A 15,718-nucleotide genomic window follows, 5' to 3' on the forward strand; every position below is an offset into this window, starting at 1 on the left:
TGTTAAAAAAGGACGGCCGCGGCTTCGCGCATGAAGATTTCCACAGTCTTTGGCCCAATTCCATCAAACGTCTCAAGGCGCGTTTCGAACTCAGTACGATCATTGCTTGCCCGCGCGATGTTGCCGACCTTTCCCGCGTATTCGCCATTCAGCTTGCGCGCCAGAGCATAAAGGCGTTCGGCGGTCGATTCGTCATAACGCACGTAATGCGCCTCGCCAAGCATGGCGACCAGTTCACGATGGCTGCATTGTGCAAGTTTGACTGGCGTATCGCACCCGTGTTTATCGACGATTACCCGATAGGCATTTGCAGCAATGTCGGCCTGGATGCGTTTGCCCATCAGGTAACTGGCGAGCAACCATTTGAACAACGCAGCGTCATCGCCGAGGCCGAGCTCGATTCGCAGGTCTCGCGCGGTGATGGTTCTGGCCATTGTTCAATTTCCCGAGCGCGCAGTGGCCGAGCCGCTGGCGCCCGGTTCAAGCTTAACCTTGATCCAGCCAGCCTGATGTTTGTCGAACGCCTTGAACGCTGAAATGGCATCGATCAGCGGTTCTTGCTGAGTCAGGACTCGCGAGGGATCGACTCGCCCGGCGAGCGTCATTTCGATCAGCTTGGGTATGTATTTGCGATGGTGACAGTTGCCCATGTTGAGACGAATGTTCTTGTTCATCGCGGCGCCAATCGGGAAGCTGTCAAAGCCGGCCGGATAAACGCCGATAATGGAAATCGTGCCGGCCTTGGCGACGCACTCGACCGCCCATCGCAAAGCTTGCGAAGGCTCATCACCGGGTTGCCATTGCGCGCGCTCCTGCCCACCGTGATGCGCATGGTCGGCATCGATACCGACGGCATCGATTGCGCAGTCGGTGCCAATGTCTGACGTCAACCGGGCGATCGTTTCGACCGGATCTTCCTTCTCGAAGTTTATACATTCGGCGCCCAGCTCTCGCGCCCGGGCGAGCCGGTCTTCGAGGCTATCGATGGCAAAGACTCTGCCGGCACCCATCAATCGAGCGCTGTAAATTGCGAACAGCCCGACCGGGCCGCAACCGAATACCGCCACCGTGTCGCCATCTTTGATCTGCGCCATTTCGGCGCCGAACCACGCGGTTGGGAAAATATCCGACATGGCGATGGCCTGGTCGTCGGTGATTTCCTGCGGCAGTTTGATCAGGCCGATGTGAGCAAAAGGGATGCGCGCTTTCTCAGCCTGCAAACCATCGAAGGGGCCGGTGGATTTCGGCCCACCAAAAAAAGAAGTGCCAGCGGTTTTACCGTTGGGATTGGCAACGTCGCACTGAGCGAAATAACCGGCACGGCAGTATGAGCAATTGCCGCAGGCGATGGTCGATGGTATCAGCACGCGGTCCCCAATCTGCAAATTGCGCACGTCCTCGCCAAGCGCTTCGACAATGCCTACGGCCTCATGGCCTAAAATCGTCCCAGGCAGCATGTCTGGCGCACTGCCACGGATGAAGTGCAGGTCTGTTCCACAAATTGCCGACGCGGTCACCCGCACGATTGCATCGGTCGGTGCCTGCAAGATCGGGTCCGGCACTTCGTCCAAGCGGATATCGCCAACGCCGTGAAATACGACTGCTTTCATGGTTCACCTCTGCGCATTGAGTCAAGGGCTCTAACAGAGTTGAAAAGTGAGTGCGGCCCAAGGTTTCATCGAAGACTGTCACGCCGGACAAATGGTCAAACTCAACCGAAGTCTGGGGACTATGCGCTCAGCGACCATCTAACCACTCGTGAAATGCTTTCGATCTTTCTTGGTACCTTGCCCCTTATCTATTCGGTACGAAGGCCCCGACGAACAACGTCAGATACGAACCTTGTCTCCGGCCGGAGGCGATTCTCCCTAAGCGTGCTGCAATATCAGATTCCTGCGCGGTGCCCGGCGACACGGTGAGCGCTTATAATGCCAGCCACGGCATCTCGCCCTTTGACTCTCATCTCCAACGGGCTGGATTCGTACCCAACAAGCGCAAACGACTTCTAAGAAGAAGTGCCAATGTAGCACCGACCTTCTTGTATCCACCCGGCCTGTCCCCTAGCATTAATTCGCCATCATTGGCACCGCACAAGATTGTTCTAGTCTTATCCCCTTTCAGCGAGGAGAAGGAGCAATGGGCCATGGATACGATGAGTAAAAGTGAACTCGAAGCAGTACTTTCGAGCCGCCTACCTCAGTGCTCTATCGTTTGCTCGATAAACGCTGATAGTAGCTTATCGGTCGAAGTGACCGGTCCGGACGAGCAACAATTCCTGATTGCTAACATCGACCGAACCCAATACCACGGTGAATCCGGGACTAACCGGCTAGTGCGCGAGATTTTGGAGGAGATGGTTATGTCTCGCCAGTCGTCGAACTTGACCTGAAGGTATGTGACTAGGCCTAGTTCCGTAAGCGTCCATTTGCAAAATTTTTGCCCGTGAAAAGGTCAGGATCTTGGGTCAGCGTATGACGCTATGTACGTTGTCCAAGGTCCTCTACCGCTTGCCTGTAGTTCGCTGTGGCTTTTTCTATCATCCCTTTGCGATCTTCCCGAGTTATAAACCCCTCTTCGAAGTACTCCTCAGCAAGGCGCAGCAATTCATCGTACTGCTCGGGAGCGCTCATTCCGCTCGCTGGATGCTCAAGAAGGCGGTGCCAAGTTGTGATTGCATGCACTTTCCTATCTTCGTACACGACAACAATCTCCACAAAGTTAGAATAATAGAGGCGTCGTTAAGCGTGTGTGTTCAAGCATTGCGACGAGTGGAGCCCACGACGCATCTATGAAAGCAGCTATCAGGAATTTTATCTGGAGCGACCCTCAGCTAAGGGCCGTCGATCCAACTGGTCGATGCAACTCGCCGCCGCGGCCTCGCTAGAATTGGCACGTCTCAGATACTGTAGATCCTGACAGATCAGCAAACGACTCCCTCCATGAATTTTGAACAAGCCAAAGCGCCTAGAATCCAGCAATGGCGCGATACGCTGGACGATCACGACTACCGAATTCAAAACGCCGGAGGCGTATGGATCCTGTCTGCTTTCGGCAAGAGCCAGGCCGGCAGTCAATCTTGAGTTTGCCCGCATGGTGGGCATAGCTGAAGGGCAGCGGCTACTCGACCTCCCAGTTACGCCCGGTGCGGTAGTCGGTGTTGTCTAGGGTCAACGCCACAAGTAAGCCTCCCGAGAGGCCCACGATCAGCAGCAACAGTCCCACGTGCAGCCAAGTATCGGCCGAGCGCCTGAAAATCTGCGTCATCGCCGGATTCTCATATCCATGTCCTTACAGCTTTGGCTACGCGGTCGCGCAGGTGTTCGTTATTTTTTTGTGCCTCCCGGCAGTACGTTGGCCAGCACCTGCTTGGCGGTCTGCACAATCACCCCGGCCTCATCCGGGTCGCCCTTGAGCAAGGTGGAGGCGAATTTCTTGGCCTGTTCCAGCTTGATATGCGGTGGCAATGGCGGCACGTTGGGGTCGGTCTTGAACTCGAGCAGCACCGGCACATCCGACGCCAACGCCTGCTCCCAGGCCGCAGCGACATCCTCCTCGCGCTCGACGAAAATCCCCTTGAGCCCCAGCGAAATCGCAAACAGGTGATACGGCACGTCAGGAATGGTTTGCGACGCCTCAAACTTGGGATCGCCTTCCATCACGCGCTGTTCCCAGGTGACCTGGTTCAGGTCTTCGTTGTTGAACACCGCGCAAATCCATTTAGGGCTTTGCCACTGTCGCCAGTATTTGGCGACAGTAATCAGCTCAGCCATGTTGTTCATTTGCATCGCACCGTCGCCCACCAGCGCGATCACCGTGTTCTGCGGATGGGCGAACTTGGCGGCAATCGCATAGGGGACAGCCGCCCCCATGGAAGCCAGACCGCCGGATAATGAACATTGCATACCACGGCGAATCTTCAAGTCGCGGGCATACCAGTTGGCACAGGAGCCAGAATCACTGGTAATGATGGCGCCGTCGGGCAAGCGTGGCGACAGCTCGTATACCACCCGCTGTGGGTTGATCGGCTTGGCCTTGGCCAGGGCGCGTTTCTCCAGGGTTTTCTCCCAAGTCGCGCGCCAACCTTCAACCTTCTTGCGCCACTTACGTTGCGTCTTGTGAGTCAGCAACGGCATGAGCGCCGACAGCGTCTCGGCGGCATCGCCCACCAGGTTCACCTCCATGGGATAACGCAGGCTCAACATGTCAGGTTGCAGGTCGATCTGCACGCCACGGGCATCGCCTTCCTTGGGCAGGAACTCGGAATAGGGAAACCCCGAACCGATCATCAACAAGGTGTCGCATTCAGTCATCAGCTTGTAGCTGGGCTCGGTGCCCAATAGGCCAATGCTGCCGGTGACCCAGGGCAAATCGTCGGGGACTGCGGCCTTGCCAAGTAACGCCTTGGCGATCCCAGCGCCCAACGCGTCGGCAACGGCGATGACTTCATCGGTGGCCGCCAGCGCCCCTGCGCCGACGAGAATCGCCACTTTCTCCCCAGCATTCAATACGTCTGCGGCGCGCTGTAGATCAGCCGCATAAGGCACCACCCGAGGCTTTGAATATCCAACCCCTGAATGGACAGTGCCGTGCGCTCTGGCCGGCGGCTCATAGGCCGCCTCCTGCAAGTCGTTGGGCAGGATGATTGCCGTCACTCGGCGCTCACCCACCGCCGTGCGTACGGCCCTATCCACCAGGTGACGCACCTGGGACGGCACCGAAGCCTCTTGCACGAATGCCCCCGCCACATCCTTGAACATCGAGACCAGGTCCAGCTCCTGCTGATAATGGCCACCGAGTGCCGCCCGCGCTTGCTGCCCGACAATCGCCAGCACCGGCATATGGTCCATGCGTGCGTCATACAGCCCAGTGATCAGGTGCGAGGCCCCGGGCCCTGAAGTAGCGATGCACACACCCAGCCCGCCAGTGAATTTGGCATGCGCCGAGGCCATGAACGCGGCCATTTCTTCATGACGGGCCTGGATGAATTCGATCTTGCCCTGCGCCCGGCTCAACGCGCCGAATACGCCGTTGATACCGTCGCCCGGGTAACCAAAGATTCGGGTCACACCCCATTGGCTGAGCCGCTCAACCAGAAAGTCGCCTACTGTCGTCATCGAATGCCTCGCTTCATTCAAAGAATGGGTTTGCCACCCGTCACGCCGTAGCGTTCACCGGAGATATAGCTGCCCTCCTCCGACGCCAGCAGCACATAGATCGGCGCCACTTCAACCGGCTGGCCGGGGCGTCCCAGCGGCGTATTGCCACCGAAATCTTTCACCGAGTCCTCGGTCATCGTCGAGACGATCAACGGCGTCCAGATTGGCCCTGGGGCAACGCTGTTGACACGAATACCGCGCTTGCCGAGCATCTGCGCCAGGCCCGCGGTGAAGTTGGCTATCGCGCCTTTGGTCGCCGCATATGGCAACAACGTGGGGTTGGGCGCGTCGGAATTGACCGAACTGGTATTGATGATTGAACTGCCTTCAACCATGTGCGGCAACGCGGCCTTGCAGATGCGGAACATCGCGGTCACATTGACGTTGAAGGTCTTCAGCCAGTCCTCGTCAGGGATGTCTTCCAGCGTTTCGTAAGTCATCTGGAACGCCGCGTTATTGACCAGCACATCGATGCGTCCAAACTTCTCCACGGTGTCGTTGACGATCGTAGTGCACTGATCCTCGCTGCCCAGGTCGCCGGGCAACAAGAGGCATTGACGACCCGCCGCCTCGACCCACCGTGCGGTTTCCTTGGCGTCTTCATGCTCATCCAGATAGGAGACCGCCACATCCGCGCCTTCACGGGCGAAGGCTATGGCCACCGCACGGCCAATTCCGCTGTCGGCGCCGGTGACCAAGGCTATTTTATTGGCGAGGCGGCCCGATCCCCTATAAGTCTGCTCACCACAATCGGGCAGCGGGTCCATCTTGCGCTGTTCACCGGGCACGGGCTGCTGTTGTGTCTTGAAGGGTGGTTTCGGATAACTGTTCATCGGATTTCCTCCTGGCTGTGATTACTTTTGCGAGGCTTGGCGGAGAGGGTAAGTTCAGACGGATTGTGAAAAATCGGATAACCCTCCCGACACAGCGTTTCCATTCGTCAGCCTGAATAAACCCTCTGTATAGTGCGCACCTCAACCGGAGGTAGAACTTCGCAGAACTAGCGAGGGGACACTGATGTTGGATGGCAGCAGCGCGAAGGCGCAGGTGTTCGCCACCGATCAATGAGCGCGCCATTACCCATGGCCGCAACGGCGTGTATCCGGAAGCGATCATCACTGACGCGCCGCCGTCATACTTGCGCCAGTACTTCGCCGAAGGAGAAAAACCAGCACTACCGGGTGCGTAAGCAGATTCGCGAAGATGGTTGTCCGCTAAACACAAGTTTGTTGGCTGATCCGCCGTTTCACAGCTTGACCTGATCGTGTGCCGAAACTTGTTGATCTACCTGGACCGTGAGGTGCAGCGCGATATCTTTTGCAACTGTTGCGTTGCGCCCCGGTGGCTATCTGTTCCTCAGATCTTCAGCGTCAGCCGACGGCTGCCTGAAGCTGTTGTGCCGCTGGACAAGCGCACCCGGATCTTTCGCGTGCGAGCCGGCTCCTCCGCGGTGCGCCGTCCGCCCACACCATGCCGCGAAGTGGGTTACGCCCGAACACCACGATCATGGCCCCCGCTACGCCTGCCTCAACAAGGCTTCGTTCGTCGATATCCATCTGTGCGCCTTGGCGCAAGATCTGCTATCCGCAGCAGGTTCCGGCCATCGCCCTGCCCGGATACGGTACCAGCAACGATCAGAAAAAAGACCGCCGAGTCGGGCTTTGACACCCATGTCAGTAAGCCCGTGGCCCATGATTTGTTGATCAACCTAATCGAAATAAACTGTGCAGCTCACAGCGTTAGGCTGGGCTTATTCATAGGGGATAATCGAGATTTTGCCGTTGCGCTCAAGGATCGCAAACTTGATCTGATGGATCTCCAAGATGCCTTGAGCGGAGCGGGCCGCTTCGAGAATATCGCTCTCATCCAGCCGCGCATGCTTGACGCGCTCAGCGAGTATTTTGCCGTCTTCGACCACAATCGTCGGCCCGCCATCCAACACCCGGGAAAACCAGCGTGAGCGCTGCTTGACCAATGAAAAACCAATGTCGATGGCGATCAACGTGACAATGACTAAGACGGCGTTGGTCAATGAAAAATCATCGCCCAGCAACGCCTGCTGAGTGGCCTCACCGATCACCATCAATAGCACCAGATCGAAGGTAGTGAGTTCCGCCAGGGAGCGCCTCCCGGCGATCTTGAACAGAATCATCAACACCAGATAAATGGCGACTGCGCGCAATACCGAGTCCATGAGCGCCCCTACGGATAAATAAATTGTGAGAAGCGCACGGACGCGCCGGTGGCGAGTGCCACCTGGGTGTCGAAGCGGCCCACACCGTCGCTGCGCAAAGTCAGATACAGCACCGCCTGACCGTCCTTGTCGCTGAGCAGCCAAAGCTTCACACCCTCGCCGGCGGTGCTGGCCATAAGAGGTTGCGGCTGCAGCATTTCAACATTGAAGCCGCGCAACAACTCGCCATTGAGGGTTACCTCCAGGGGCTCGCGCGCTTTGCCCTGCAGACGGATGACCAGCACATCAGAAGATCCATTGCGCAGGAAACGTTGGTGTTCAATGCGCAATAGCCCATCTGCGCTGCGCACTTCTGCAGTGCTGAGCGGCCCCTTGGAGAACAGTCCGGCCAATGTCAGCGCAATTAACACAACCAATCCATACCAGCCCCATCGCTCGAAGCGCCAGACCTTGCGCTGCAGGGCCATGTCTTCGTTGACCGGGTAGCGTCGGCTGTGCAGGTCGCCATGGGGTTTCATACGGTGCCTCGGGCTCAGCCTTTGCTATGTTCGGGCGAGGACGGGCCTTTGGTCAGACCCCGCGGCCCCGTAATACTCCAGATAGCCAGCCCTATAAACGGCAGCAATACGACCAAAGCCGTCCAACCCGCTTTGCTGCCCGATGAATTGTCGCTTCGCCAGACACTGTTGATGACCCACAGGTCGAGCAATAACAAAATGACTGCCAGGAAAATCCAGAAATAAGTGAATTGCATGGTGCACCTCTGTTGATCCACATTTGATTTTGCAAGGGGGCCAGGGGTTCATTATTTTTTCGATATTTTCAGACAAACGTGTTAACTAAGCGAAGCGGAGAAGTGCTTTCAATCCAACATCATCAGCCTTATAAACTTAGACGAAGCGGCAGAATTTTGCGCGAGCTATATAAGTTCTTTATTAACCGATATTTTATCGGCCTTTTGCAAGCTATTAAAACGTCTTCGAGATATAGGAGTAAATGCTCGCGGACTCATGGGTAACTAGCGAAACGACAGCCAACTATCCAGGTATGGAAAGAGGCTATGACCACAAGTAATAAGAATCTCGGGAATTACGCCAACGATCCCAAAAAAGCGTCTGAGGCCGGCAAAAAGGCGGTCAAGCGTCGGATGGCAACTTTCCCAATGATAGGGAAAAGATCTCCGGGGCTGGACGTAAAGGCGATCAACACAGCCACCGTGGCGGCCGCAAGTCGTAAGTGAGCGAACTGGTGCGGCTTGTCTGCCCTTCTGTCATACAATCACGGGACATAGAACTAGCGTAGAAGATTTTGAGCCGTGCAATAATCTTAACCACATACAAAATTTATGACGATAAATTGAAGATGCTGGCCAACGACCCGCTTGATCGCTTTTAACCGATTGCTATCACTGCTCCAAGCCAGATCATACATTTACCTCGTCCGCGCCTTAGGAAATCCGCCCTGCCTGCTGCTACGCTTTTGACTTCTCAATTGGAGCCAAAACAATGCCCACTGAATATTCACTTTCTGATGTTCTTGAGCGACTGTACCAAAACCAACTCGCATTAGAGGCGGCCGTGATGGAGTTGACCTTGAGGATTGAGCGCCAGGGTGCGACGGACACTGGAGACAATGTCCGCGGTGCGCTTCAAACGATCGGAGAAAACGCCGGACACATCAAACAGGGCTTGGCTAAGTTGAAAGCCCAGGGTCACTGATTTAACGCCCCAATGCGGCGGCGAGCTTGTCGGCACCCTCCCCCTGCGCAGCACAAAAACTGACATGTCAAAATGGTAGATTTTCCGCATTGCGCGGCGACATCGCCAAGATACGGGCGCGCTCAACCTCTTGTTATGAAAGGCGGCGCACCTTGATAGTCCTGTCCGAAGCTACCTTATGCTTGGGCTTGGCCACTCGAATAACCTTGTGCTGACCATCGGCCATTGTTTCAACGAGCATGCCATTCCTGATTTCCATCACACTGAGTCCGGCCGCCAGCGTATCGATATAGGCCGCCTTAATCGCGCCTTTCACCATGGCTGGAATCTTCTCTTCCAGCCGGCTCACCAGTTCATCACTTAACATCTGGTTGACCTTCATAACGAGCTCCGCATTTTAGGCCAGCACGGCACCAGCCATCGTTGTTGCTGCGCTCTGTGGCAAGCACCACCAATCCCTTGGGATGTACGCAGACGTGTCTGGCCGTCGACGCCACATAAAATTTGTAAGGAATCCCATCAACGCCCCATCAAAGCCCGCCGACTTCAGCGAGATCTAATGACTGGTGACTGACGATTTCAGTCTCAGAGAGCGGATTCCAAGGACCACTGTTCGGTCATTTTCTCAGCTTTTTCCCGCGATGATAACGACCCCAATCCGCTCTGCCAGATTGAGCACCGTGTCGAACACAGTCGAGTCGCCGGTCAAGCTGCGTGACGCCCCCCGTGGGTGGAGTGCCCCTTCAGGAATACGATCACCGAAGAGCACTACCGCACGTGCCGAATCATCTTGTCGCGACACCCAAGACAGACCTTGGGCATCTGGACACTGACGGTGGATTGCCTCGGCCCATTTGCGCGTCGCAGGATATTGATCTTTCTCAGTGTCGATCAGTTGTTTGCGCGTGATGCCCAGTTTACGCAGGGGCACGCTGGACAGATCAACCAGGTGCAGCGGCTGGCCAACCTGGACGGCTGAATGCACCTGGCCAGCCAGCTTGCCTTTGTCGAAGCTCTTAAACCCAGCCGTATGGGGAACGTCGTGGAAGACGGTCTCCATCAAGGCGCAATCGACTGTTGTGCCGCCATACAAGGTGGGAATCGCCCGTCCCTGATCATCCTGGATCGGGCTGAAGCGTGCGTTGCCGTGCACACCAGGATTGAATTGATCAGGCTGATACTTATCCTGGTGCACACGATGAAGTACATCGCCTTTGGCGATCACGGTGAAAGTGACGTGCAACGTAGCCGCAGGCGCTGGGGTAACGGACGCCGTCAAATCGGTGGCAGCCGTCGCCCTACCCTCACTGGACTCGTTACGCTGCTTAGCCATGGACAATGCCCTGGATTTCATCCTGTGCGGCAGCAATCACCCGATCAGGCGCCGATGCCAGGAGGTCCTGGGGCCTTCTGCCGCCCAGAAAGCTGTTATCTGAGCGGAACCAGTAAGCCATCCCCCAGCCGTCCTTATGGCCAGCGAAAGCCTCAATAACTTTGGCTAACGCCTTGAACGGCCGATAGCCCGCGTCCGGATCCAAGGCGTAACCCGGGAAATAGTCGGCCCCTCCGTGATTAATGGCAAAAATCTGTCCCTGCTTTTTCCACTTGTTAGGCTGGGCACTCGGGTTACGAGTACTCAATTGAGCCACCTGCGCGATGTCTGCGGCGGTCAACCAATCACCGCTTTCCAACACCGCTTTGCGGGCTTGGACCAGCATTGCCGCTTCCTTGAGCAGGCGAGGCGACGGCGGCTTGCGCGTCACAAACACTTCAGCCAGTCGCTCGAGCGCCTTAGGGTCCTGACGCTCCTGCAGCACCTCGTACATCGAAGAAGCCACGTTGGCGAAGTTTTCCGCCAACGCCTCAAATACATTGAGGTTGACCTGATCGAAAGACACGACCAGCACACGGTCCGCATGCGAGCGGCTTAAGCTAGCCCGAGCCTCCTTAGGCGTACCGACCAAGGTGGAGACGCCCGACTGCTCTGTAACGCTCATGGAAACCTCCTCACTAGTGATCTGCGCTATATACGCTATCTAATTCTAGCATATCCCCGATAACCCTAGCTCTAGCCAAAGCTCCTTTCGTCTGGATGCATAGGTAGGTTTGAGTGGAGCAAGCCCATGGCGTCGATCAGCGAAATGGCGTTGAGGCGAGAAGCCCAAGGACACAACCTTGACATTCAGATGCTGCGAGCGAACTCGTTCAAGACATGCGTTGGAAACCGCAAGGAGCGGCATAGCAATGTGGCGCCGTCAGCAGACCACAATCTCATCATTGCAAACAATTCAGCGCACCACGAGATTGAAACTGCATGACGTCAACGCCTAAGGCCGCCCTGGAGGTGCTTTGACTCGATACTCATCACGCCCTACCGGGTACGAACTACTCCAAAGCCAAGAGCTTTTTAACTTCTGCGATGATGACATCTATGTCGAATGGCTTTGGCAGCACCACATCAAACAAATCGGATCTCTGCATACCGATGTGTGCCTGAGCACCGCTCATTAAAATGATTGGCAAATGGTTGCCGGAAGGAAGAGCTCGCACAGCCGTGGCGAATTCTTGGCCGTCCATAACCGGCATCATGAAGTCGGTAAGGATCAAGGCCGGCCGTTCCCTTTCGAGCACCTCGAGTCCTTTCCGGCCATTGCTGGCTTTTACGACCATGAAGCCCTCATCCTCCAGCGCGAAGCTGAGAATGTCAGCGATCAAATACTCGTCGTCGACGACCAGAATGGTGGTCATGTTTTCAACCTGCTCAAAGACTTATGAAATTGAACCAGGCAAGGGCTCAGTCGCGACTGAAGGTTCATTTCTCAAAGCCTTTTTCAGGAAAACATCTTGATCACGAATGACCACCTCAAATCGCGAGGGGTCATAAGAACTATCTCGTACTTTAAGAATGGAAAGCGTCCTGCTTAGTTCAGAGCGACTCTCAAAGAAACGCATGAGCATCAGGTTATCGACGATGCTTGATAGGTCAGAGTTTGGTGAACTGACCTCGGAACCGAATAGGTCACGCATTTCCCATGAAGCGAATACCGTAACGCCCCTGGAGCGCAGCTCGTTCATTAGGGCGCTGTAGAAGTCTGTAATCCGTCCCGGATTTGTCGAAACGCGCGTCATGCCGCTCAGACTATCGATGAACAGGCGCTTGATGCCCTTTTCTTTAACGATGCTCAACAGTCTTGAGCCGAGTCCATCCAACAAACCTTCAGTGGTGGGCTGCCAGACGATGCTCAGTGCACCGCTTTCTTCCATGGCTTCGATGTCGATGCCCAGCGAGAGCCCTTTTAGACGTAGTCGCTGTGGACTTTCATAGAATCCAAAATGTAGGCCTGGGGCATCTGCCGTCGACTTAGCCAAAAACTTGAGACCCAGTGTCGTTTTACCGATCCCGGATGGCCCCATGACCAGAGACACACTAGAGCTGTGTAGGCCTCCGCCCAATATGTCATCCAATGAATCAATCCCACTGGCGATACGCGTCATGTCTGCACTGTCGGACGACGAAGGACGACTGTACAAGCTTTCCAGACGCGGGTAGACAACTAAGCCGTCATCATTGATTTCGCACTCGTGGAGGCCGGTCAATGCGCTGCTGCCTCGCGTCTTGCGTAGTTGAATACGACGTACCGAACGAGAACCGAATAGCTCTTCTCCCATTTCGATCACACCATCGACCATCGTGTGCTCTGGACTACCATCGTCAAGCCGCGAACTGGTGAGGAACAATACGGTACAACCAGCGAACGCTGCGTGGCCTTGCAGCTCTAAGATGAATTTCTTGGTATCGATAGGCGAGTCGGCCTTCGAGCGTGCATTGAGCAAACCATCGACGATCATGACGGTAGCCTTCTGCCGACTGATCTCACGCCGAAGCAATTTTACTACTTCATCCAAACCTTCGTTTTCCAGCGTATCAAATGCGCTGACGAACTGGATTTCAGCCCCAACTTTGGATGAGTCGAAAAAGCTCAAAGTAGAGAGAAATTGAAACAGACGATCATGTGACTCGGCCAGCAAGGTGGCGACTAAAACACGACCTCCATTGCGTACGTGATGGAATCCAAGCTGGTTGGCTAGGATAGTCTTGCCTGAACCTGGGCGGCCTTGGACTATGTATGAAGCACCCTCGACCAGCCCTCCATTAAGCAGAGCGTCGAGCCCGTCGATTCCGCTTTGAAGGCGTTTTAGCTTTTCCACAATGTGACCCTGATCTGAAAAACAGGCTTTTTTAGCCGGATGAACGAAATGCTACCGCCATTCCTAATTCGAGGCTATTCAGGTTGAGTAGAAAGTAGACGAGGAAGATCGTTCGCTTTGGGTGCTAAGTAACCACCCAAAAGCGAACGCTTCCGATCCTAAGCTGCCAGTCGATGCAGCTTTTCGCCTAGCCTTCGCTAGGATTGGCTTGTCTCAGACATGGCCGATGAACGGGCGAGTTCTCGGCGGCATAAAATGACGTTAACGAGGCTCCAGCCACCTATAGTGCTAGCTGTATTTCTGACTTATCCTCTGATCCCTACAATCCCGAGGCTGCATCATGGATAGACTAAGTAGGGCCGAAATAGAAGATGCCCTGGGCCGCTTACTGCCTGGTAGCACGGTCAAATGTATCTTGTGCGCTGACGGTACTGCCTCACTTACGGTAACCGGTGAGACCGGGGAGTCATTTGCAGTTGTGGGATTGGTGAGAAGCGACTACCGAGGTGAGGCTGGATTAAAAATCCTCGCGAAACATATCTTTGGAGATATTCAGCTAGCCCGACAGGGCTTGAAAACTCACAGAGCGCAACCGCTGGGCAATGTGAGTAATCAATCCGGCACCACCATCCCACCGCAATACAAAGCCCGCCACTAGGCGGGTTCCTGCTTTTTTTGTTGTTAAAACTTGTCCGCTCCATCCTTGATGGACCGCGCGTAGAACGCTACAGCTTCCTCAGCAAGCCCGCGCCATTCAGTGTTAAGCGCATGCGGACAATTCGACGCAGTGACTATGACGCCCTCGCTAAGCAGGCTGAGCGCGAGCTGCTGGAACGCTTCGGCGACCTGAAGATTATGCCCTGATTTCCCGCCGCATCACATGGTCTAAGTAATCTCCAGGGGGGCCACGTTGAGGATTTGTAGGCATCAAGCCTTGCGATAAATACCCAGTCGAGCCGTAGATGGAAGGGGTAACAGCTTCGTCGACGTGAGAGTCATGGCCCTCCCTACACCGAACGCTAGCGCTGTACTCATAGACTCCCCCGGCCGCTCCTTATAGTACTCCTCAAAAAGCATCGAACCTTCTCCGTCGTAGGCACCAACAAACAATTGAACCGCCCCGGTGCGGGAAGTCCGCACCTGCACATCAATCTGCCCACCGTCTGAGAGCAAGCCATCATGACAACGATTGTGAAGCTCGCTATCGGACCAATCCCAAAACACCCGCCTTCGTTGTTTTAAATACATCTGTCGTGGCCTTGGGGAGTTATTTGTATCTTTTACTCCTTATTTAATCCGAAAAGTAAAGAAATCGAACTTTTTATTGAACTATAATCGCGCGGCACGGTATTAGCAGGCCCGCGCCTCTTTTTACCAGCTTGCCGGTGAACCGCGGGCGAGAATGTCGATAAAAATTTGCTGCGCGATGCTGCGATTGGCGCCAAGTTCGGCTTTAGAGAGCGAATTCGAGGGGCGCTGCTCGGTCATTTTTGACTCAGTTTTCCCCGCGATGATGACGTCCGATCAGGTCCGCCAAATCTAGCACCGTGTCGAACACACTCGAATCCTCAGTCAAGCTGCGCGATGCCCCCTGCGGATGGAGCGCACTCTCAGGAATCAGGTCACCGAAAAGCACCACCGCACGTGCAGAGTCATCTTGTCGCGACACCCAAGACAGCCCTCGTACATCAAGCTATTGACGGTGGATCACCTCTGCCCATTTGCGAGCCGCGGGGTATTGATCTGTCTCAGCGTCGATAAATTGCTTGCGAGTGACGCCTAGCTTACCCAGGGGCACGCCGGACAAATCAGCCAAGTGCAGTGGCTGCACCTGACCCGCCCTCCACTCATCCCGATGCATAGATAGGGTTAAAGGAGCACGCCCTGCCGTCGGACAGTGCAATGGCGTAGAGGCGAGAAGAAGGACACGAAGTTAGCATTCAGATGTGTTGCACGCGGTCTCTCTCAAGCCCAGCGACGGTGGAACGAGAGTTGGCATAACCCGATTCAGCATTGCTTGAACCTCAGTGCTCGACGGCAAAATCTTCGGGTGGCACCTCTCTCCCAAGGACCGAGGATTTGCAGCACATCAACGCTAAAACGACGTTCAGGAGGTGCTTTGCAGGCCCAACAGCTTGGCATTGCGCTCAAGGTGTCGCTGATCGCGGGGATCGATACCCTTCGCGACCAGCGCCCTGGCGATATCACGCAGAGCGCGAGCATCGCGCAGACCTATTTCAGGATAAGTACCGAGCGAAATACGAGGCTGCTTGCCCGCCCAGGAAAAGCGGAAGTGCCAGCTCTTGGTGCCTTTCGTATTCACGAAAAGTGCGAGGCCATCAAAGTCAGGAAGGGTATAGTTTTTGGCGCAAGGTTTGGCGTGCCGGATCGCCGTATGGGTAAGGACCATCGTATTAACTCCCTCATGTGAAATGAAGGTG

General features: G+C 55.3%; 16 protein-coding genes and 3 pseudogenes. 5 read left to right on the plus strand and 14 right to left on the minus strand.

Annotated features, from left to right (window positions below; genetic code table 11):
* Positions 1-2: 2 nt before the first annotated feature.
* On the minus strand, positions 3-434 hold the full coding sequence (locus GKKCFE_RS14950) for a DNA methylase (protein WP_445576745.1): 432 nt from the start codon (positions 432-434) through the stop codon (positions 3-5).
* A 3-nt stretch (positions 435-437) separates the two neighbouring features.
* Complete coding sequence (locus tag GKKCFE_RS14955; RefSeq protein WP_445576746.1) at positions 438-1,610, minus strand: zinc-dependent alcohol dehydrogenase; 1,173 nt, start codon at positions 1,608-1,610, stop codon at positions 438-440.
* A gap of 1,329 nt (positions 1,611-2,939) precedes the next feature.
* Between GKKCFE_RS14955 and GKKCFE_RS14960 the strand changes: the two genes are divergently transcribed.
* A complete protein-coding gene (locus GKKCFE_RS14960; protein WP_155742057.1) occupies positions 2,940-3,080 on the plus strand; it encodes a hypothetical protein in 141 nt (46 codons plus the stop codon).
* 243 nt (positions 3,081-3,323) lie between these two features.
* Here the strand turns inward: GKKCFE_RS14960 and GKKCFE_RS14965 are convergent, their stop codons facing one another.
* Positions 3,324-5,114 (minus strand): thiamine pyrophosphate-requiring protein, encoded by a 1,791-nt coding sequence (locus GKKCFE_RS14965; RefSeq protein WP_445576747.1) that lies wholly within the window; start codon positions 5,112-5,114, stop codon positions 3,324-3,326.
* A gap of 17 nt (positions 5,115-5,131) precedes the next feature.
* The gene (locus GKKCFE_RS14970; RefSeq protein WP_445576748.1) at positions 5,132-5,989 is read right to left on the minus strand and encodes an SDR family oxidoreductase; all 858 of its coding nucleotides are present in this window, start codon (positions 5,987-5,989) and stop codon (positions 5,132-5,134) included.
* Between the two features lie 181 nt (positions 5,990-6,170).
* On the opposite strand from GKKCFE_RS14970, the pseudogene GKKCFE_RS14975 reads away from it, so the two are divergent.
* Positions 6,171-6,724: pseudogene (locus GKKCFE_RS14975) on the plus strand (CheR family methyltransferase); the annotation flags it as partial.
* A gap of 182 nt (positions 6,725-6,906) precedes the next feature.
* On the opposite strand, the gene GKKCFE_RS14980 reads toward GKKCFE_RS14975, so the two are convergent.
* From GKKCFE_RS14980 to GKKCFE_RS14990, 3 genes are read right to left on the minus strand one after another with little or no spacing between them, the layout of a single operon-like run.
* The gene (locus tag GKKCFE_RS14980) at positions 6,907-7,350 is read right to left on the minus strand and encodes a DUF421 domain-containing protein (RefSeq protein WP_445576749.1); all 444 of its coding nucleotides are present in this window, start codon (positions 7,348-7,350) and stop codon (positions 6,907-6,909) included.
* Between the two features lie 8 nt (positions 7,351-7,358).
* Positions 7,359-7,868 (minus strand): hypothetical protein, encoded by a 510-nt coding sequence (locus GKKCFE_RS14985; protein ID WP_445576750.1) that lies wholly within the window; start codon positions 7,866-7,868, stop codon positions 7,359-7,361.
* Between the two features lie 14 nt (positions 7,869-7,882).
* Positions 7,883-8,104: a hypothetical protein gene (locus GKKCFE_RS14990; RefSeq protein ID WP_445576751.1), complete on the minus strand. Its 222-nt coding sequence runs from the start codon at positions 8,102-8,104 to the stop codon at positions 7,883-7,885.
* A gap of 306 nt (positions 8,105-8,410) precedes the next feature.
* Here GKKCFE_RS14990 and GKKCFE_RS14995 point away from each other — a divergent pair.
* Together GKKCFE_RS14995 and GKKCFE_RS15000 are read left to right on the plus strand one after the other, a co-directional pair.
* Positions 8,411-8,586 (plus strand): annotated as a pseudogene (locus GKKCFE_RS14995) (general stress protein).
* A gap of 269 nt (positions 8,587-8,855) precedes the next feature.
* Positions 8,856-9,068 carry a hypothetical protein gene (locus GKKCFE_RS15000; RefSeq protein ID WP_445576752.1) on the plus strand — a complete coding sequence of 71 codons (213 nt, stop codon included), beginning with the start codon at positions 8,856-8,858 and terminating at the stop codon, positions 9,066-9,068.
* A gap of 133 nt (positions 9,069-9,201) precedes the next feature.
* Here the strand turns inward: GKKCFE_RS15000 and GKKCFE_RS15005 are convergent, their stop codons facing one another.
* The 3 genes from GKKCFE_RS15005 to GKKCFE_RS15015 form a co-directional block, all read right to left on the minus strand.
* Positions 9,202-9,450 carry a hypothetical protein gene (locus GKKCFE_RS15005; RefSeq protein WP_445576753.1) on the minus strand — a complete coding sequence of 83 codons (249 nt, stop codon included), beginning with the start codon at positions 9,448-9,450 and terminating at the stop codon, positions 9,202-9,204.
* A gap of 243 nt (positions 9,451-9,693) precedes the next feature.
* Positions 9,694-10,401: an RES family NAD+ phosphorylase gene (locus tag GKKCFE_RS15010; RefSeq protein ID WP_445576754.1), complete on the minus strand. Its 708-nt coding sequence runs from the start codon at positions 10,399-10,401 to the stop codon at positions 9,694-9,696.
* Positions 10,394-11,065: a hypothetical protein gene (locus GKKCFE_RS15015; protein WP_445576755.1), complete on the minus strand. Its 672-nt coding sequence runs from the start codon at positions 11,063-11,065 to the stop codon at positions 10,394-10,396. The genes GKKCFE_RS15010 and GKKCFE_RS15015 overlap by 8 nt, the downstream gene beginning before the upstream one ends.
* A gap of 126 nt (positions 11,066-11,191) precedes the next feature.
* On the opposite strand from GKKCFE_RS15015, the gene GKKCFE_RS15020 reads away from it, so the two are divergent.
* The gene (locus tag GKKCFE_RS15020; protein WP_445576756.1) at positions 11,192-11,386 is read left to right on the plus strand and encodes a hypothetical protein; all 195 of its coding nucleotides are present in this window, start codon (positions 11,192-11,194) and stop codon (positions 11,384-11,386) included.
* A 67-nt stretch (positions 11,387-11,453) separates the two neighbouring features.
* Here the strand turns inward: GKKCFE_RS15020 and GKKCFE_RS15025 are convergent, their stop codons facing one another.
* The 4 genes and pseudogenes from GKKCFE_RS15025 to GKKCFE_RS15040 form a co-directional block, all read right to left on the minus strand.
* Positions 11,454-11,816 (minus strand): response regulator, encoded by a 363-nt coding sequence (locus GKKCFE_RS15025; RefSeq protein WP_413795194.1) that lies wholly within the window; start codon positions 11,814-11,816, stop codon positions 11,454-11,456.
* Between the two features lie 21 nt (positions 11,817-11,837).
* Positions 11,838-13,280: an ATPase domain-containing protein gene (locus tag GKKCFE_RS15030; RefSeq protein ID WP_200868932.1), complete on the minus strand. Its 1,443-nt coding sequence runs from the start codon at positions 13,278-13,280 to the stop codon at positions 11,838-11,840.
* A 924-nt stretch (positions 13,281-14,204) separates the two neighbouring features.
* Entirely contained in the window at positions 14,205-14,525 is a 321-nt protein-coding gene (locus GKKCFE_RS15035; RefSeq protein ID WP_445576757.1) for a hypothetical protein, read from the minus strand.
* Positions 14,526-15,420: 895 nt separating this feature from the next.
* Positions 15,421-15,687: pseudogene (locus tag GKKCFE_RS15040) on the minus strand (Arm DNA-binding domain-containing protein); the annotation flags it as partial.
* Positions 15,688-15,718 lie beyond the last annotated feature (31 nt).

Source organism: Pseudomonas sp. E141 (assembly GCF_052659885.1).